This is a genomic window from Metabacillus rhizosphaerae (assembly GCF_037201795.1).
In the GTDB taxonomy this organism is placed as follows: Bacteria; Bacillota; Bacilli; order Bacillales; family Bacillaceae; genus Metabacillus; species Metabacillus rhizosphaerae.
Window position 1 is genome coordinate 3,718,203 of the sequence record NZ_CP147403.1, and the last position, 19,799, is coordinate 3,738,001.

The following is a 19,799-nucleotide window of genomic DNA, read 5'->3' on the forward strand; positions in this document are numbered from 1 at the left end:
TATTATCTCCTATAATTATTGAATCAAAATGAATGATATATTACACTTTATTTACTATCCACTAATGAAAGGAATTTGTTTTTTATTTGATTAAAATAAATCACAGTTATTCCTAACTCCTGTACAATTTTAAACTTAGTTTTTAATACCCTTTACTTGTGTAAGCGTTTTCAGTTATAATAAAAATAGGAAGGGTGGCACGAGTGGTCATCAATGTATATGGCGAAGGTGGGGCCGATATATATTGCTTTAATATGGGAGGGTTTTTGATTTCTAAGTTTTATTTTTTCTTAAAGCCTTGAGATCCAACATTAGTGAGATAGAAAATACCGAGGAGTTGATTTTTGATGAAAGAGTCTTCAATTGATACATCTCAACAACTTGTAAAAGATAATTCTGATTATGCTCAAATGGTGTTAGATAAAGCACTTCATAATTTTCAGATAGATCGAATTCTTAAGGGTATCGATCAGTCATTGGAGAATAGAAATAAAGATGAATTCCTTCGGTTAACTAATGAGTTAAAGATTATACGCAACCAAAGTTTTAGTAATTAAAAGATAGTATGTATTACTCAAGAAATCGATTAGGATTGTTTTCCGTAGAAAAAATTCACAAAAAATTTTTATTTGTATAAGAGTTTAATAGTTTGAAATCATGTAGAGAAGAATACAGAAGGGAGATAAGTATTGATGGAGAAAAAACTTATTATATCCGATTTTGTTAATGGAGATCGATTTGAATTAAATTCTTACTTAACTTATTTATTTGATAAATGTAATGCTGATCTAAAGGATCATTCGGAAGATAAGCCAAGAAAACAATGTATGAACTGAACTGAAGGAGAAAAATTTAATGAGTAAAGAAATATTATAAGCGACCTTGTTATTCTAATTAGAATACTAAGGTCGCTTATTGTTGTTTAGCTAGGTTATGCCTTAGGTTTTTGCGTGTTCCTAGGCATTGTGGAAGGACGTCTCTCGTTTTACAAGCTTTTAAATAATTTAAAATTATCATATAATAGAAGTTATATAATCTATAAACAATTGTTATACACAAAATATGGTCTTAATTTGAGACAGAAAAGGTATGTGACTAGGTCGCGCCTTAGCTTGGTGTGGCGCTTTTTCTGTAAATTTCAGGGGAAAAGGTTGGTTAAAAATGAGCATCAGAGAAACTAAAACAGACGTCATTTTAATTGGCGCCGGAGTCATGAGTGCAACATTAGGGACACTCTTGAAAGAATTAGTACCGGAATGGAATATTACAATGTTTGAGAAACTTGCGAATGCAGGAGAGGAAAGCTCTAACGAGTGGAATAATGCAGGTACGGGGCATGCTGCATTGTGTGAGCTTAACTACACGGTTGAAAAACCAGATGGTACAGTAGATATTAGTAAAGCTATAAACATTAATGAACAGTTTCAGGTTTCAATGCAGTTTTGGTCTTATCTTGTAAAGAAAAAGCTGATACATAATCCACAGGACTTTATCATGCCATTGCCTCATATGAGTTTGGTACAAGGGGAACAAAATGTAACTTTTTTAAAGAAACGTTTTGAAGCGCTGTCAAATAATCCGCTATTCCAAGGGATGGAATTTTCCGATGATCCAAAAAAACTGATGGAATGGATTCCGCTTATTATGCAAGAACGCGCATCGAATGAACCGATAGCGGCAACAAAAATTGACTCTGGAACTGATGTTAATTTTGGCGCATTAACACGCATGTTGTTTGAACACTTAGAGAGTAAAAATGTCGAAATAAACTATAACCATAGTGTTAATGATATTAAACGTACTAGCGACGGCTTTTGGGAATTGAAAGTGCGGAATTCAGAAAGCGGTACTGTCGAACGCCATACTGCAAAATTCGTCTTTATCGGAGGCGGAGGTGGAAGCATTCATTTACTGCAAAAATCCGGTATTCCTGAAGGAAAACATATTGGCGGGTTCCCGGTAAGTGGAATATTTATGGTGTGTAATAATCCTGAAGTTGTAGCACAGCATCATGCAAAAGTGTACGGAAAAGCTAAGGTTGGTGCTCCACCAATGTCTGTTCCGCATCTGGATACACGATTTATTGACAATAAAAAATCGTTGTTATTTGGACCATTTGCAGGCTTCACACCTAAGTTTTTAAAATACGGTTCAATGTTTGATTTGATAACTTCCGTAAAACCGGATAATCTCTTAACAATGTTGTCGGCAGGTGCCAAAAACATGTCATTGACAAAATACCTGATCCAGCAGGTTATGTTATCAAAAGAACAACGCATGGATGAGTTACGTGAGTTTATCCCGAACGCCAATATCGAAGATTGGGATTTAGTAGTAGCTGGCCAACGTGTACAAGTTATTAAAGATACTGAAGCTGGCGGCAAAGGAACTCTTCAATTTGGTACGGAAGTAATTACTGCCGCTGATGGATCAATCGCAGCATTACTAGGTGCTTCTCCAGGTGCTTCGACTGCTGTTCACGTAATGCTTGAGGTAATCAATAAATGTTTCCCACAACATATGAAAGAGTGGGAACCTAAAATCAAGGAAATGATTCTTTCTTATGGGGAGACACTAATGGAAAACCCAGAGCTTCTACAGGAAATTCATACTTCAACAGCGCAGACGCTTGGTCTATCTAAAAAAAAAGAGCCTGTTTTTAGTTAATTCTTTGGATGTGAAACCAGGTATTAAATAAAATGAGGTTTTACTACCCGTAAGAATGGGATAAAAAACTTCACTTAAGGAATTGAGTAAATAATCGAGGATCATAGAAAATAAAATTCAGAACCTTTGATCCACTTTGGATTGAGGGTTCTCTTTTTACAATTTTCAGTTAGTTTGACTACGGGGAACCATATCATATGTGATAGTAAACTAAGAGGTTAAAGAGGAGACTTGTATGGTTGAATTAAAGTTTTTTGAGAGTTCTGATTTCAAACTGCTTATTAATTGGATAGATTCACCTGAATTCCTGCTTCAATGGGGAGGTCCTAATTTTAGCTATCCCTTAGATGAGAAACAACTAGAGAATTACCTTAAAGATGCGAATAAGGATCACTCTACTGCTTTAGTTTATAGCGTTATAGATAAGGAAACTGGGAAGATAATAGGACATATATCTTTAGGTGATATTGACAGAAAAAATAAATCAGCAAGAGTAGGAAAAGTATTAGTCGGGGATAAAAAGGTAAGGGGAAAAGGAATAGGTCAACTAATGATGACAGAAATCCTTAAAGTGGGATTTAATGAACTTAAATTACATAGAGTTAGTCTCGGTGTATTTGATTTTAACTTTTCTGCAATAGCATGTTATGAAAAAGTAGGATTTATTAAAGAGGGGCTACTTAGAGACTCAAGGAAAATTGGTAACGAATACTGGAGCTTATGGGAAATGAGCATTTTAGAGAACGAATGGTCGGAAACAAATAGAGGCTACTAAATCGGTAATTCCTTTTGAAGAAATTGATAAATAAAATTCGAATTAATAAAAACTTCTTGTACGTGTGCTTGAGATTAATTTGTAGTTACTACTGCCACCTAGACACCTAAACATTATTTTTAATATCGTACAATGTCATCGATCCCCAATAAAATCAAACAACAAATGCTTATTCTCCCGTCGTTTCTCCACTATCAACATACCGTACAGAACACTGTAGAAATACCCCTCAAATGTAGAACGGATACTATTCATTTTCTTCTTAAAAACAGTTTGTTTAAATGCCCCAATCACTGTGTCAATTACATCATCCAAATGTCGTTCGAGTTTGAGTTTTTTATAAACAATTAAAACACGGTTCCAAAGCTTGTAAATATCAACCGCACATAAAAAGGGCTTTGTAGCTTGAATAAATTCCTTGTGAATAGATTCAGGTAAAAAGCTTGTATCAATTTGTTGAGTTGGCATTGATTCTGAACTTTCTTGTAGAGCAACATTTTCATGATGTAAGTCACTTTTTTCCTGACCTCTTACGTTATTAGGTTTTTGTTTATTCTCATAGAGTGTGCTTTGCTTATTCTCTGTTTTATTAGGAGTGACAGTTGCAGTGACAGGTTGGGATGACATATTATTTTTTAAATTATCAATCGTCTGAAAAGGTTGGATGACAAGTAGATTAACTCCTTGCTTGCCGTTCATTCTAGCAGTTGGGATTTTCATAATCATGCCAAGGCTTTCAAGCTTATTAACAGCGCGAATCACGGTTCTTCGGCTTAGCTCCACACCTTTTGCAATAGTATCGTACTTGGCAAAGGAGACACCAATCACCTTTACTGAATGTCTCCAGATAAAAGTTAATACTTTGATCATACCCTCTGATAAAGAAGCTTTATGTTTATATAAAAATCCGCGCACTGCTTGGTCCATTTCTTCAATCGTCTTAAAAGATTGGTAGCTTTGAATGATTTCATAGTTTAGTTTTTCCATGAGTTTTCTCCTCCTAAATAATCAGTAAGTGAAATAAACATTCTTTCACTTTCTATATAGGGTTTTAGAGGAGCTAAAGTAGCGTTAAAAATAAATTTTTTTATTTTTTAGTATGAAAAAATTTCAGATCATATTGTCAATGGAATAATAAGCGTTTCAACTAGCTTAGTTAAGTTGGAAACTATTTAATGTAGTATGTACATACATTATTATTTTTTGCAGATGAATAGAAATTTTCATGCAATTTGTCTTGAAATAAAATATAGTTAAATTAATATGTTCATATATATGTTTAGGTACAGAAAATCCAATGCTGCACAAGCTATTTCTAAAGAGTATTGGCAGGTATTAAAATTATAGGGATTGAGGCTTTTCATGTTAATCTCACAAATAAAATAACAGAAATCGTAAAAACTAATACATACTAACTAATAAAGCAACGATAGAAATTAAGCTACTATGAGGAGTTTATTATGGACGAAATCTTAGCAAATCACTACCAAAAGGCTGTCGAACGAACGAAAGAAATGGCATTCAAAGATCTATATAAATACTTAGAAGAAAAAGAAAGCGCGCCTTCTTATGAACAATATATAAGGGAAAGAGGACAATACCTCGATCAACTTTGGTTAAATGCATGGCTAAATTCTACAACGAGTCATGCTTCTTATTCTGAAAAGAAACAGTTTCTCTTTGAAAAGGGTTATGTAGTAGAAGAGGTTAGTAAAAAGCTGATTAATCAAATGTTCCGCAACGAAATAAGAGATGTAGCAACATTCGATTTGATTGGCTGGCTGGATAGTCTGTATGCAAATCAATCAGCAGAATGGAATCAAAAATATGTCGAGGCACGAGAAGCATATACTAACCGATTGAACCTCCAGCAGGAGCGTGAAGAAAGAAAAAAATTACTTCTTAAGCTTGAATACTATATCGACCAGTTATTAGGTGAGCATTACGAAGATCTATACCTTTATGTTCGCTATCTACTTGGTTGTCAGCTTGCGATTGAAATCGAACAAAAAGGGATTCTACTATCATCAAAGGAAATAATCTTTACAAACTATTTAAACAATGAGTTAGAGTTAGCCTACAACAGCAATCGATATGATGAAAATGTAATGGAGAAGTATGAACGACTCATTACGAATTATTTGTTTGATTTTGGGCCAAATTGGCTTAAGGAGCACCTTCCTCCAAATCTTTTTAAGGAGTATTTAAAAACGTATCATCAATCCTTACCTGACTCATTATTAAAAGAATCAGCGTACGAACCTTTCGTAGACCTCGGACAGGAATTCTTTGATGATTTGTTAGAGGAATATGTTACTGATCTTACTAAATTAATTGATATTCCTTTCGACCTAGTGACCCATCGCGAGATCTTTGATAAGGATCTTTCTGAAAGGGAACGCAAAATAGTGCAAGAGCTTGAGGACATCAAGCGTCGTAAAGAAGAAGAAGAACGAATGATTGAGGACATTTTTGGAAGAGAATATAATCCACCAGCGGGACGCAATATTCACTATGTCTTACATGTTGGTGAAACTAATACAGGTAAAACCTTTCAGGCCATCGAACGAATGAAGCAAGCAAGCAGTGGGATATATTTAGCGCCTCTTCGCTTATTGGCTCTCGAAATATATGAAAGATTAAATGAAGAAGGTGTTCCTTGTTCGTTAAAAACCGGTGAAGAGGAAAAATTAGTGAGCGGATCTGCCCACCAAGCTTGTACTGTCGAAATGTTTCATGAAAAAGAATTCTATGAAGTGGTTGTCATTGATGAGGCACAAATGATCGCAGATAAAGATCGGGGCTTCTCATGGTATAAAGCAATAACAAAGGCCAATGCAAAAGAGGTACACATTATCTGCAGTTTTAACGCAAAAGCAATGATTCTTCAGCTTCTCAGTTCTTCACATGTCGAGGTTCATGAATATGTAAGAGACATTCCACTAGAAGTAGAGTTTCAGTTATTTCGCTTAAACCACACTAGGAAAGGTGATGCCATCGTATGCTTTTCTAGAAAACGTGTCCTTGAAACAGCCTCAGAGCTGCAAAGAAGTGGTCGCCAAGTAAGTATGATTTACGGAAGTATGCCACCAGAAACAAGAAAAAAGCAAATGCAGCGTTTTATCAAAGGGGAAACAACGGTCATTGTTGCTACAGATGCGATTGGAATGGGATTAAATTTACCAATCAGGCGAATTGTTTTCTTGGAAAATGATAAATTCGATGGAACAAGAAGAAGATGGCTTACTTCTCAAGAGGTAAAGCAAATTGCGGGACGTGCCGGTCGTAAAGGAATTTATAATATCGGTAAAGTGGCGTTTACGAGCAACCCTAAAAGTATGGCTCGCCTCCTCGAACAAAAGGATGAACCGCTCCAAGGGTTTGCGATAGCCCCAACAACAGCTGTGTTTGAAAGATTCCAAAAATACTCACGGAAGCTTGGACTGTTTTTTTACTTGTGGGAACAATTTGAAAGTCCTGAGGGTACGAAAAAAGCTGCTTTATCAGAAGAAAAGCTATTGTACGAAATGATTGAGGATTCAATCATTGAAGCAAAACTGTCAATTGCTGACTTATATGGGTTTTTACATTTACCATTTTCTTCAAATGAACCTACTTTGCGAGCTCAATGGAAGCAAAAGTTAGAAGCAATCATTGACGGTCATGAATTACCAGATCCCAAGATTTTGGAATCCGGGCTTGAAGAACTTGAATTGTCTTATAAATCGGTCGGACTTCATCTTTTATTTTTATATAAATTAGGGAAACGGACTGAAGCTCATTACTGGGAAAGAGTGCGCGAAGAAATCAGTGATAAAATTCATGAACAATTAAAAACTGGTGTGCAAATTGAGAAAAAACGATGTAAACGCTGTGGGAAAAGCCTTTCTCCTGGCTTTAAATTTCAAGTGTGTAATGAATGTCATTTTGAGCGATAAGATCGACTAAAGAAAGATCGTTCAATTAATTAACAATTTAAATAAGGACATTTTGAGGATGAAATCATAACGGTTTCATCCTTCAATTTTCAAAGGGGTACCTTTTTCGAATATCATCTATATAGATACTAACTTTTTCATCATAATTAGGATAATGATAATCAAGAGTTTCTGCGACAAAGTGAGTCGTTTCTCTGAATAATTCAAAACTAGTATAAAGTGCTTCCCACATTTTTTGATAAGAACCCATAGTGTAAGTAGATAACAATGTATTCCATGTTGCTTCAGAAACGTATTTTTTTAAGAACTTGTCAGATTTACCTGTACTTAAAGAAAAATTAGTTTCAATTCCAATTTTAAAGCGTAACATGGTGAGCAAATTGGGACGAAAAACAGTGTTCATTAGATCAATAGCAAATAAAATTTCTTTTCTTGCAAGACCTTTAGCTACATATGTAGAAGTCATCCAAAACTCATTACAACAATCATCAAAAGCTTGAAAGCTTGGCTTTTGAATATGATACATGCTATCTGTTGCCATAACAGATTCTTTAATTAGGTTATCTTTGTCCAACAACACTTCAACTAGACCGTCACTATTCTTAAAATAGTCTTCATATTCGTTAAGCGGTATTAGTGTTAAGTCAATTTTCGTACCATCTTCAAAGATCATTAAATAAGAGAACCAATTACCTATTTCAGGTGGGAACAATTCCATTGCTTCTGGTTTTTGCATGATTATCCTTTGACCAAAGTAGGTTAACCATTCGTCACTTTTTTTGAAATAATCCATGTCTGTAACAAAATAACTAAAATCGTAATCTTGAAATTCATCCTTCGGAATGTTTTCGTTTGTTAGCGAACCTTCAAGCGTAAAAATTCTAATTTTTTCGCAATTTAGAGCAAAATTCATCCCTAAGTCCATCATTTCTTCGTAGCTTCTCAAAATAATCACCTCAAAGGAGTGGTATTAAAATTATAATAATCATTCACTTTGCCAGACTGTTTTATAAAAATCTACTTCTGGATTAATATTATTATAATGATGAACAAGTCACAACATATATGATAATTTCATTTTTTGTTGTGACTTTTTCCCTCTTTTAAATGACCTCTGTTCTACAATGTAAATAGATTAAATGAATGACAACTTCAAATGATTCCCTGTTACTTTACCAAGAATGTAATGATTTCCTATTCGTTAGGAATACTAAAGTATACAACAAGGTAATATAAGGAGAATCACAAACATGGATATTGAACAAAAATATGAACTTAGAAAACTTGATCCTCTAAAAGATGAATTTACCTTAGTCCTCTTCCTCGATAATCAATTAACTGAGTTTGCTGCAGAATTAGGAAGAGTGCCAAAGGAAACAAAAAGTATCACGTTAACAGCAAGACAAATTGTAAAAGAAAGGTATCCGAATATAAAAGTAACCATGGTTAAAGTAGTCCTTGGTGGATTAGTTGTAGCATCTATCCCTCTTTCTTCAAAAACATCGTCCGTTCAGGCAGAGGAATTGAATGGGACTACTCAAATGGAACAAGGAAACACGATTTTTTACCAGGTTTCATCTGGAGATACGCTTTGGAATTTGTCTGTAAGATACGGAACTTCAGTCGATTATATTAGGCAAGCTAATCATCTTTCCTCTGATGTTTTGCAATTAAATCAACGGTTAATTATCCCAAAGACAATTCATACCGTTGCGACAGGTGATTATTTAACCGTGTTAGCTAAAAAATATGGTACAACCGTCGCGGCCATTAAAGAAGCTAATAACCTGGCAAATGATACAACACGTCTTGGTCAAAAGTTGATTATACCTATTTTAATTGGCGCAAACACGAACGAAACAAACCAACCCATAACTCAACAACCTACCCAATCACATGCAACAACATATTCTGTGGTATCTGGAGATAGTTTATCTGTTATCGCAAAACGTTTTGGGACAACTGTTGAAGCACTTCGAAGTGCCAATCATTTAACAACCGACCTTTTAAGAATCGGTCAAACAATAGTCATTCCCTCAAGCGTAAATAATGTGACAGACTCAATCCCCAATCCTGCACCAACTCAAGACACAACTACTTCAGGCATCAAGTATACTGTAGTTGCCGGTGATAGTTTATGGGGAATTGCATCTAGATATCATATTAGCTTAGATGAAATTCGAAGCTCAAATAATCTGGAAACAGATCAGTTAAAAATTGGACAAACTCTTATCATTCCAAAGGATGGGGAAGTAGATACAGCTCCATCGGTGTCACCAGCACCAACTACGAATCCGAAAAGTACTAGTTACACAATCGTGTCAGGAGATTCATTATCTGTAATTGCAAAGAGATTCGATACGACAGTTGAGCAAATAAAGCAAGTAAATCAATTAACAAGTGATACGATACGAGTAGGACAAGTATTATCCATTCCAAATGCACAAGGAGCTTCCAATGGTGAAACCGCACTACCACCAACCGCGGTAAATACTAGCTTACAGACCGTGCAAAAAAACCTACAAACCCTTGGCTATTATGCCGTACCAACAATGACCGGAAGCTACGACACTGCCACAACACAAGCAATAAAAACCTTTCAAGGTGATTATGGACTTTCTGTAACGGGCAAGGTCGATCAAGCAACAAATACAGCCATAGAACATGCAATTGTCAAAAAAACGTTGATCAAAGATACAAAGAATTATCTTGGTGTTCCATATCTATGGGGAGGAACTACTCCTTCTGGCTTTGATTGTTCAGGATTCGTTTACTACATGTTCAATCAACATGGAATAGACAGTTCCCGTAATACATCAGCAGGACTCTATAAAACAGGAACAGCAATCGCAAAAAATCAACTACAGCCTGGAGACTTGGTTTTCTTTGCAGTCAATACGACTGGCACGATTACTCACGTTGGATTTTACATGGGAGATAATCAGTTTATCTCCGCAACCAGTTCAAAAGGAATTGCTGCATATACGATGGATAATTCTTATTGGGGGAAATATTATGTGGGAGCTAAGAGGGTTTATTGATGGGAGACCTTTAGATTAAACTTATGGAGTTAGTTTGATTAGTAATATAAAAAAATAAGGCTGTTTTCGCAAACTTTGTTGCTTTTAAAATAGTATTGGGTTGGTTGATTGCAGCGAGAGGAGGCTCGCTTTCCGTGGGGCGGGCGATGAGCCTCCTCAGCGCGAAGCGCCTGCGGGGTCTCATCTGTCCCGCTACTCCCACAGGAGTCTCGCATATCCGATCCAATCAACCTAATCAGTTTTGTTCAAAAACAACAATCTTTTAGAAAAGAGCCAAAAATAAAGATAAATTCTACTTGAACTTTGCAGAAGTTTTTGATAAAGTAAAGGAAATGAAAAGGCTATGTGTAACTGGCGAAACGCGGATAACCGTGAGGGAGCACATAGTGTCGTAGCCGTTCGCCTGGGCAGAGGTAAGGGAAGTATCCCTTACCTCTTTCTGCTTTCTAGGAGATGATATTTAAGCTTGAAACTTCGTTTGAATTCCATTATTCTAGTAAAATAAATATTCATAATATTTGAAAACTAACATAAATGAAAAGAGGAGAAATAAATTATGAGTACAACAACTTTAGAAAAAGTAAAAACAATTAAAACCTTAAATAATATCGCACAAGTCGGGCTAAATGTTTTCACTAAGGACAACTTTACAATCGACAATAATAGTGATAACCCTGATGCTATTGTTTTACGTAGCTATAACATGCATTCAATGGAATTTGCCAATAATTTAAAAGCAATTGCACGTGCTGGAGCTGGTGTCAATAATATCCCGGTAGAAAAATGCACAGAGCAAGGTATTGTTGTTTTTAATACTCCTGGAGCTAACGCTAACGCTGTAAAAGAAATGGTTCTTACTACATTAATGGCTTCTTCACGTAACCTTTTTGCCGGTGTTGCTTGGACAAAAACGTTGGAAGGGGAAGGCGATCAAATTCCTAAGCTTGTAGAAGCAGGTAAAAAACAATTTGTTGGAAAAGAAATTAAAGGTAAAACACTTGGAGTTATCGGCTTAGGCGCGATCGGTGCGCTTGTTGCAAATGATGCGCTTGATTTAGACATGGATGTCATTGGCTTTGACCCATTCATCTCTGTTGATACTGCATGGAATTTGTCTCGTAAAGTGCAACGCGCTATGACAATAGAACAATTGTTTGCAAACTCAGATTATATTACTGTACACGTTCCGTATATGGACAGCACAAAAGGTATGTTCAACAAAGAAATATTCAGCATCATGAAGCCTGGCGTTCATATTTTGAATTTCTCACGTGGAGAGCTTGTGAATGAGACAGATATGGAAGCAGCAATTGAAAGTGGAATAGTTGGAAAATATATTACAGACTTCCCGAATGAAAATGTGTTAAAAATGAAAAATGTTGTTTCAATCCCACATCTAGGTGCATCTACACAAGAATCAGAGGAGAACTGTGCAATTATGGCATCTCGTCAGGTGAAGGAGTTTTTAGAAACAGGTAATATTAAAAACTCAGTGAATTTCCCTAACGCTTCTCTTCCTTATACTGGCAAGCGCCGTGTAGCAGCTTTCCACAAAAATGTTCCAAATATGGTTGGGCAGCTTACACAGGCTTTATCAACTTATCAGTTAAACATCGCTGACATGGTAAACAGAAGTCGTGGAGATTATGCGTACACATTGATTGATATCGACAATAAAATAAACGAAGATATCATTCCTGAATTTGAGGAAAAAATCAAGCAAATCGAAGGAATCGTTACAACTCGTATTATTTAAGTAATCTATTAATTGAACAAGAAGACCTTCTTCTTCAATTAGCCTCAATTCCTATTTGGAGTTGAGGCTTTTTTAATTTTTTCAGGAATTAATTAGCCTAGTACTACTACAAATAAAAAAGGTGAGCAAGTACAAAAGAATCTCGCTCACCTAGCTGTAAAAATAAAATTATTGAATAGCTCAATACCTTTAATATACCTTATCACCATTAAAGATAGAATTCTTTACAACAACATAATCTACATTTCGAATTGCTTCTAGCTTTGTTCCTCCAGCATAAGAAATAGAGGATTGAAGATCTTGCTCCATTTCTATCAATGTATCTTTTAAAGAACCTTTATGCTCGACAAACATTTTTTTACCTTCCACATTTTTCTTTTCACCTTTTTGAAATTCAGAAGCTGATCCAAAGTATTCTTTATAGAGCTTGCCGTCTTTCTCAAAAGTTTCTCCTGGAGATTCTTCGTGTCCCGCAAATAATGAACCGATCATGACCATTGATGCTCCAAATCTAATTGATTTAGCTATATCACCATGAGTACGAATACCCCCGTCTGCAATAACCGGTTTGCTAGCTGCCTTTGCACACCATCGAAGCGCTGCCAATTGCCAGCCACCAGTTCCAAACCCAGTTTTAATTTTAGTAATACATACCTTACCAGGTCCAATTCCTACTTTAGTCGCATCCGCACCAGCGTGTTCTAATTCCCTTACAGCTTCTGGAGTTCCTACATTTCCTGCAATAACAAAACTATCAGGTAAATGCTTCTTAATATGCTTAATCATCTCGATCACCGCATTGGAATGACCATGAGCGATATCAATCGTTATGTAATCTGGTGATATTTGTTCATCTGCTAATTGTTGTATGAACTGATATTCATCACCTTTGACTCCGACACTAATAGATGCGAATAATCCACGTGATTTCATATCTTTAATAAAAGCAAGTCGTTTCTCTGGTTCAAAACGATGCATAACATAGAAATAATCATTTTCTGCTAAGTAAATAGCAACCTTTTCGTCTATAATAGTCTGCATATTTGCAGGTACAACAGGCAACTTAAATGTATGTGCACCTAAAGTAACAGATGTGTCACACTCAGATCGGCTATTTACAATACATTTTGCTGGAATCAATTGAATATCTTCATAATCAAACACATTTTCCATAAATTACACCCCTAAACACGAATATTAAAGTATTCTTCAATTTAAAACGTTCGACCATTTGGTAATATACATCATTTTTAACTGAATGTCAAAAATATTAATACTTGTTTTGTATTTATTATGAACAGAAGTATGATTTTTATTTTGAAGTTTATTTGAATTCGGAGTAATATTTTACTATAATCGACATAAAGCAACATTTATTTAGGTTTTTCTACCTATCTATAAAAAAAGAACTTTTCAACAAAAGGATTAATTAGAAGAATTTATGTATTCACTAAAAAGAATTTAAGAAGATGTAATATAGAAAGAAAATGCATCTTTAATAAGAATACACATTAATAAGTATCATATTGGGTTTAGGCTGTCTCTTTAGTGAATAGTGTGAGGATAGGAGAAAAGAAAGAAAATGCGTTTAGTTACGTTACATAGATGTCAGTCGGGAATTAAATTAGGTAAATCTATTATTCCGGTAGCGGAACACAATTTGAAACGAACCAGATTCAATTATTTAAAAATTGTATTGCCATTTATCCACAAGGTCTAACTGTAAAATTAAATGATGGCAGAACTGGAATTGTTTCGAAATATAATTTTCATTCAGTCGGTCGTCCTGAGATACGAGTTATCAGTGATGAAGAAGGCGAAAAAATACAACCATATGAAATTGATTTATCATCAAAAAATCATCTAACCGTCAAGATCGTTCAAGCAGATGCATTACTTTAATGAGCAGATCATTTAGAATTGATCTGCTCATTTTTTATTGGTTGAGAAACATTATTAAATAGGCTGTTTTCGCAAACTTGGTTGTTAAATACAAAGGGTTTTGTCGATATAAATAAAGCAAATGATTGTTGGAGGTAGTTTAATGACTATTAAAGGAAAGCTAATTTTTATAGTGACGATTTTAACATCAGCGTTAATTATTTCAGGTATTCTATCATACTCTCAACTCCAAAAAACGGAGAAAGCGTATTCAAAAATGCAAGAAGATGAAGAGGTTCAACTCATTATGAAGTCACTGCAATATAGGTTCACTGGAATTTCAAATGATGAAAGAGCATTTCTACTAACTGGTGATGGAGAATTAGTTCCTGGTATAGAAGAGAAAACAAAAGATATCGAAAAATACTTTATTACGCTAGAAAAAATGGCTAATATGCATTCTAATAGCGAGGAAATTCACAATATTAAAGAAAACCTATTAGTCTATACTGACGCAAATAAAGAAATGGTAGCTGCATATGAAAGTGGAGATAAAGAAAAGGCACTTACAGTTCATATGGAAGAACAAAGAAGCATTCGAAAAGAATTAGTCGACCCCAGCATTAACAATTTTATTAGCGAAATAACTAATACAGTTGAAGAAGATAAAAAGCTTTTAGATCAGAGGCAAAAAGTTGAAACAATTATATTATTTTCAGTTATTAGTTTATCCATACTAGTTGGAATAAGTACATCTGTTCTCATCATTCGTTCAATTATAAAACCTTTACAAATAATGAATAACCGACTTAAAGAAATAGCTGAAGGTGAAGGAGATCTCACTCAGGAAATTAATTTAAATTCTAAAGATGAACTTTCAGAAATTGCTACATCCTTTAATAAAATGGTAGGCAAGCTACGAGAATTAATTAAACAAGTAGGTTTCCACGCTGAGCAGGTTGCAGCTTCCGCAGAACAATTAACTGCAAGCACAGAGGAAACGACAGGGGCTACAGATCAAATTGCTTCAACTGCACAAAAGGTTGCAGTTGGAATAGACAAACAAGCCCAAAGTGTAAAGGAAACAGCTAAAACAGTAAATGATTTCTCAACATCTGTTGAAAAAATTGCATCCAATTCTCAAATTGTGACAACGACAGCAATGCATGCCTCTGAGAAGGCGATCGATGGGAATAAAGCAATTGATACGGTTGTAAATCAAATGAATGATATTAATCAATCAGTTAATACCCTATCAAAGGAAGTAACAACACTAGGTGAACGCTCAACCCAAATAAACGAAATTGTTGAAACAATAACAACCATTGCAAAACAGACAAATCTTTTAGCACTAAATGCTGCAATTGAAGCTGCAAGAGCAGGGGATCAAGGACGTGGCTTTGCTGTTGTAGCTGATGAAGTGCGTAAACTAGCTGAACAATCAGCAGCCTCTGCAGAACAAATCGCTGCACTGATTTCGACTATCTTGACAGACACAAATCAAACCGTTCAATCAATGAATAATACAACCAACAAGGTTGCAGACGGAATAAACCTTGTCCATAACGCAGGAAAATCATTTGATCAAATCCAACAAGCAGTCCTCGAGGTTTCTTCACAAATCCAAGAAGTAACTTCAGCTGTTCAAGAGATGTTTGTGGGCACAAAACATATGGTATATTCCATTAAAATAATTGGTGATGCTTCTGAAATGACAGCTGCAGGTACACAAAATATGTCTGCCGCAACAGAAGAACAGCTTGCATCTATGGAAGAAATCGCAGCTTCTTCCGCTTCATTATCTAATATGGCAGAAGAACTGCAAGAATTAGTAGGTCAATTCAAAGTGTAACTTTTTTAAAGGGTAGTCCATACATGTCAAACGAATTGACTAATTGGGCTACCCTTTGTAATTGGCCCGCCAAATTGATAAGCGACTTTTGTTTCATAATAAGGTATTTTAATAGGAGATAAATAAAAATAGCTTTTTAAAAATAAGAGGTGCAAATAATGATTATTAAAAATATACTAATTGTCAGCCCAATGCACAAAGAGATCAAAAGAATAATTGAAAGCAAAAAAGTACAAAAGAATTTTAGGTATTTACTTGAAGAGGAAGTAAATCATGAGGATTTCGTATGGGCTGATGCCTTTGTTTCTTTTAATACGAAATCTACGTTTGATTATCATCATGTAAAATGGGTACACTCTCTTGGTGCTGGCGTCGATCGTTTTTTATTTAAAAACGTCTGGAATGAAAATGTACTATTAACAAGAACGATTTGTTCCTTTGGACAAAGAATTGCTGAATATTGCTTGAGTTACATCCTAAAAGATTTGCAGTTTCATGACCAATTCCAAGCGTATAAGCTTCAAGGAAACTGGCATCCTATTACTCCAAAATTATTAAATGAACAAAAAATTATGGTTTTTGGAACGGGGGAAATTGGGCAAAAAATGGCGATGATTTTCTCCTCATTAGGTGTAGACGTATATGGAGTCTCTTTAAGCGGGAAGAAAAAGGCATACTTTAAAGAGGTTATGTCTATCAATGCTCTTATTTCTAGATTAAACGAAATGAATTATATCATTAATACTTTACCGTTAACAGAAGAAACAGAAGGACTATTTGATGAAACGATCTTTATGCAATTATCTAATGCAGGTTTTATTAATGTTGGAAGAGGTGCATCACTTAACGAAAAAGCATTACTAAATGCATTAAATCAACACCAAGTTAGATTTGCAGTACTTGATGTATTTGCCCATGAGCCGCTACCAGAAGATAACCCACTTTGGAATCATAAACATGTCACGATTACACCTCATATATCAGCTGTAACAACACCAAGCGAGGGAGTAGAATGTTTTGTTGAAACGTTAAAGAATATTGAAGAGAATAAACCGCTTCATAATAAGGTAGATGTGAATAAGGGTTACTAAATTATTTGCGAGTTTTAGTATGATTTATTTTGGTATAATGATATCAAGTAGGTGAAAAATTATGGAAAAAGTATGTGGTAAATGCTCAAAGGAACAAGGTATGCCCAAAGAGGAGCGTATTGAACTTGCTATGTCTCGATTGCCCAATACGGTTTACCGTTGTCCCATATGTAAGGATGAACAGGTTTATCTTGCACACGTAAAGAATAACGTGAGTTCTGTTGCAGCACCAGTGGAAACCATTGAAAATACGAAGAAAAAGTCAAAATTTTCGACAAAAACTGTTCAAGAACAATTAGAGTTGTTCTAAAAAATTGAGAGCATTGCCTTTCATATAACTTCTTAAACATGAGAATCAATCAAAGCATCTTAGTAAGAACTAACGAAACGTGGAATTCTAACTCAACCAGTTGATTAATTTTGAAATGTTATCATTCTTTAATCCTATGAAAAACGATAAAAGGTATTTCTCAATTAAGGAAGTGTAAGGATTGTCTAGTCAATTAATGAATAACGAATACATAAATAATCCATTAAGTGCTGATTGTGAAAATTGCTTTGGATTGTGCTGTGTCGCTTTACCTTATGCAAAATCGGCTGATTTTGCATTTGATAAAGATGGAGGTACGCCTTGTCAAAACTTGCAGTCAAATTATCGCTGTGGTATTCATAAAAAACTCAGAACAAAAGGGTTTCGTGGCTGTGCTGTATATGAATGCTTTGGAGCAGGTCAAAAGGTATCTCAAGTCACCTATGATGGAAATGACTGGAGAGATAACCCTGAGTTAGCGAAGGAAATGTTTGATGTATTTCCTATTATGCAACAACTTCATGAAATGCTTTGTTATTTAAATGAAGCTCTGAGTTTAGAAGCTGCTCAACCCATTTATAACGAATTGAAGATTGCCTTAGAGGATACGAAAAACCTTACTAGTCTAAGTCCAAAGTCGATCATAGACCTTAATGTACCAGCTCATAGAAAAAAAGTTAATGACTTACTTCTGCAAACTAGTGAACTAGTTCGTGCAAAAGTTTCACATAAGAAAAATAAAAATCAAAAGCAACAGATCAAAAGTAGAAGGGGTAGTGACTTTATCGGTGCAAATTTAAGAGGGGCTGACCTTAGAGGCGAGGACCTAAGAGGAGCTCTGCTTATAGCATCTGACCTCAGAGAAGCTGACTTGAGAGTGTCTGACCTTATCGGAGCAGACCTTAGAGACGCTAATTTAAGTGGGGCTAATCTAACAGGAAGTATTTTTCTCACTCAAGCACAGATTAACTCGGCTAAGGGCGATATTAATACGAAGCTATCACCTGCGTTAACCATTCCTGAACATTGGATTAAGAGAGGTAAATAATATATTTCCATTAATTTAAGTAGCTTATTAGTTATTGAACTATTTATAAAGCGCAAGTAGCATTGGTCCTTGCGCTTTTGTATAAGAATTATGATTACTATTCAACGATCTTTCTTAAAAACTGCTGAAAAGGACACTTTGATAAAGTTGTTTCATCATCTCGTAAAAAGTATTGCCTCCACTCGTAATTATCATTCTCTCCATAGCTGTTTAGATCACGATGAATATCAATGGAATCATAATTTTTCAACCTTTTTCGCACTTGCGATTTTATATTTTCCGCATAGATTTTAGACGTATTAAATTCTTGTAGAACCCATCTTGGAGTAATCGCTAGCAGAAGATAGTCAAAATATCTGCTTTGTCTATTTCGATGTGATGGGGTGGCACAATATATAAAATATTGCTCTCCATTAAAGCAAAACTCCCAAATGGCATTATGCGGATCATCTGGAATATGTTTCGGCCATTCCTGACTGTCTTTTCGACTTATGCCACTTAAATGTTCCCAGAATAGCTGTTCATATTTTTCAACACAATATGTTTCTATCAAATCTTGTGGTGTTTCATAGAAAACAATAAGTGAAGTGAATTTGCCAAATTGTTTTGATCGTTGAGTGTATTCACTTAACAGCACTACAACTTCATCGATTGTTGAAGAAGCCCTTGGATCACCTACAAATCCATAGCGCAGTTGGTTTGTAGTGAATCCTATTGTAGCTGGAATACATGGAAATGGTCGTTCCTTATCTTTCATTTTCTCTTCGAATTTTTCTAAAGCTGTTCTTTTCCATTGTTGAATTTGGTACCGATATGAGGGATCATCTTTAAATAATCCGTTTATGTTAATCACCTCCTAATGGCACATACAGTATATTCACTTTTGTAATAGGTAGGTGATTATTTATTTGAAAATAGGCTATTAAACGCATAATAAGTGCAATTTTAGGTGATTTGAATTTTAATATGTGCGAGTATTAAATGGGGTAAAATACATATTGGTTTTGAGATGTTTGTAAGGTAAATATGTGGTTTGAGCATAAAAGCCTCATGGTGAAATGATCATCCTTAATTTAATAACTAAAGGATCAATCAAATTACCACGAGGCAATATTAATTCTGGGCTACAATACTATTTTAACGAGTTTTGGACGGTGTTTATTTGATGATCCATATCCATTTGTTTATCTGTTCGATGATCAATACTAATATTGGTAACAATCCTTTCCGACCCTGTAGAAGAAATTGCTTCATCATGCATTTCTTTGGCAACTTCCCACAATTGATCAATATCTCCTTCCACGACTGTAGAAGTAGGGGTCAACTCATATTTTAATTCTTTTTCCTTTATTTTACGAACAACTTTGGTGACATCTGAACTAAAACTAGTAGAATCTTTTCCAATCGGAATAATGCTAATTTCTAATAAGGGCATTCTTT

General features: G+C 35.0%; 16 protein-coding genes and 1 riboswitch. Of the genes, 11 read left to right on the forward strand and 5 right to left on the reverse strand.

Annotated elements, in window-relative coordinates:
- Positions 1-347: 347 nt before the first annotated feature.
- The 4 genes from WCV66_RS18215 to WCV66_RS18230 all read left to right on the forward strand — a co-directional run bounded on the left by WCV66_RS18215 (position 348) and on the right by WCV66_RS18230 (position 3,442).
- The gene (locus WCV66_RS18215; protein WP_338786411.1) at positions 348-557 is read left to right on the forward strand and encodes an IDEAL domain-containing protein; all 210 of its coding nucleotides are present in this window, start codon (positions 348-350) and stop codon (positions 555-557) included.
- Positions 558-692: 135 nt separating this feature from the next.
- Positions 693-836 carry a hypothetical protein gene (locus WCV66_RS18220; protein WP_338786412.1) on the forward strand — a complete coding sequence of 48 codons (144 nt, stop codon included), beginning with the start codon at positions 693-695 and terminating at the stop codon, positions 834-836.
- Positions 837-1,161: 325 nt separating this feature from the next.
- A complete protein-coding gene (locus WCV66_RS18225) occupies positions 1,162-2,667 on the forward strand; it encodes a malate:quinone oxidoreductase (protein ID WP_338786413.1) in 1,506 nt (501 codons plus the stop codon).
- Positions 2,668-2,902: 235 nt separating this feature from the next.
- Positions 2,903-3,442: a GNAT family protein gene (locus WCV66_RS18230; RefSeq protein WP_338786414.1), complete on the forward strand. Its 540-nt coding sequence runs from the start codon at positions 2,903-2,905 to the stop codon at positions 3,440-3,442.
- A gap of 135 nt (positions 3,443-3,577) precedes the next feature.
- Here the strand turns inward: WCV66_RS18230 and WCV66_RS18235 are convergent, their stop codons facing one another.
- Positions 3,578-4,429 (reverse strand): helix-turn-helix domain-containing protein, encoded by an 852-nt coding sequence (locus WCV66_RS18235; protein ID WP_338786415.1) that lies wholly within the window; start codon positions 4,427-4,429, stop codon positions 3,578-3,580.
- A 473-nt stretch (positions 4,430-4,902) separates the two neighbouring features.
- Between WCV66_RS18235 and WCV66_RS18240 the strand changes: the two genes are divergently transcribed.
- A complete protein-coding gene (locus WCV66_RS18240; RefSeq protein ID WP_338786416.1) occupies positions 4,903-7,380 on the forward strand; it encodes a helicase-related protein in 2,478 nt (825 codons plus the stop codon).
- A gap of 82 nt (positions 7,381-7,462) precedes the next feature.
- Here the strand turns inward: WCV66_RS18240 and ant(6) are convergent, their stop codons facing one another.
- Complete coding sequence (gene ant(6) / locus WCV66_RS18245) at positions 7,463-8,326, reverse strand: aminoglycoside 6-adenylyltransferase (protein ID WP_338786417.1); 864 nt, start codon at positions 8,324-8,326, stop codon at positions 7,463-7,465.
- A 304-nt stretch (positions 8,327-8,630) separates the two neighbouring features.
- On the opposite strand from ant(6), the gene WCV66_RS18250 reads away from it, so the two are divergent.
- Both WCV66_RS18250 and WCV66_RS18255 read left to right on the forward strand, forming a co-directional pair.
- The gene (locus WCV66_RS18250) at positions 8,631-10,421 is read left to right on the forward strand and encodes a LysM peptidoglycan-binding domain-containing protein (protein WP_338786418.1); all 1,791 of its coding nucleotides are present in this window, start codon (positions 8,631-8,633) and stop codon (positions 10,419-10,421) included.
- A 337-nt stretch (positions 10,422-10,758) separates the two neighbouring features.
- Positions 10,759-10,837: riboswitch (ZMP/ZTP riboswitch) on the forward strand.
- 140 nt (positions 10,838-10,977) lie between these two features.
- Positions 10,978-12,177: a phosphoglycerate dehydrogenase gene (locus WCV66_RS18255; RefSeq protein WP_185653214.1), complete on the forward strand. Its 1,200-nt coding sequence runs from the start codon at positions 10,978-10,980 to the stop codon at positions 12,175-12,177.
- A 189-nt stretch (positions 12,178-12,366) separates the two neighbouring features.
- Here WCV66_RS18255 and guaC read toward each other — a convergent pair whose 3' ends face one another.
- Complete coding sequence (gene guaC / locus WCV66_RS18260) at positions 12,367-13,350, reverse strand: GMP reductase (protein WP_066340786.1); 984 nt, start codon at positions 13,348-13,350, stop codon at positions 12,367-12,369.
- An 871-nt stretch (positions 13,351-14,221) separates the two neighbouring features.
- Here guaC and WCV66_RS18265 point away from each other — a divergent pair.
- The 4 genes from WCV66_RS18265 to WCV66_RS18280 all read left to right on the forward strand — a co-directional run bounded on the left by WCV66_RS18265 (position 14,222) and on the right by WCV66_RS18280 (position 18,359).
- Positions 14,222-15,910 carry a methyl-accepting chemotaxis protein gene (locus WCV66_RS18265; protein ID WP_338786419.1) on the forward strand — a complete coding sequence of 563 codons (1,689 nt, stop codon included), beginning with the start codon at positions 14,222-14,224 and terminating at the stop codon, positions 15,908-15,910.
- Positions 15,911-16,068: 158 nt separating this feature from the next.
- The gene (locus WCV66_RS18270; protein ID WP_338786420.1) at positions 16,069-17,001 is read left to right on the forward strand and encodes a D-2-hydroxyacid dehydrogenase; all 933 of its coding nucleotides are present in this window, start codon (positions 16,069-16,071) and stop codon (positions 16,999-17,001) included.
- A gap of 61 nt (positions 17,002-17,062) precedes the next feature.
- Entirely contained in the window at positions 17,063-17,311 is a 249-nt protein-coding gene (locus WCV66_RS18275) for a hypothetical protein (protein WP_338786421.1), read from the forward strand.
- Positions 17,312-17,492: 181 nt separating this feature from the next.
- Complete coding sequence (locus tag WCV66_RS18280) at positions 17,493-18,359, forward strand: pentapeptide repeat-containing protein (protein WP_338786422.1); 867 nt, start codon at positions 17,493-17,495, stop codon at positions 18,357-18,359.
- A 97-nt stretch (positions 18,360-18,456) separates the two neighbouring features.
- Here WCV66_RS18280 and WCV66_RS18285 read toward each other — a convergent pair whose 3' ends face one another.
- Together WCV66_RS18285 and WCV66_RS18290 are read right to left on the reverse strand one after the other, a co-directional pair.
- A complete protein-coding gene (locus tag WCV66_RS18285; protein ID WP_232329111.1) occupies positions 18,457-19,212 on the reverse strand; it encodes a YqcI/YcgG family protein in 756 nt (251 codons plus the stop codon).
- 279 nt (positions 19,213-19,491) lie between these two features.
- The gene (locus WCV66_RS18290) at positions 19,492-19,794 is read right to left on the reverse strand and encodes an MTH1187 family thiamine-binding protein (RefSeq protein WP_338786423.1); all 303 of its coding nucleotides are present in this window, start codon (positions 19,792-19,794) and stop codon (positions 19,492-19,494) included.
- Between the last annotated feature and the right edge of the window lie 5 nt (positions 19,795-19,799).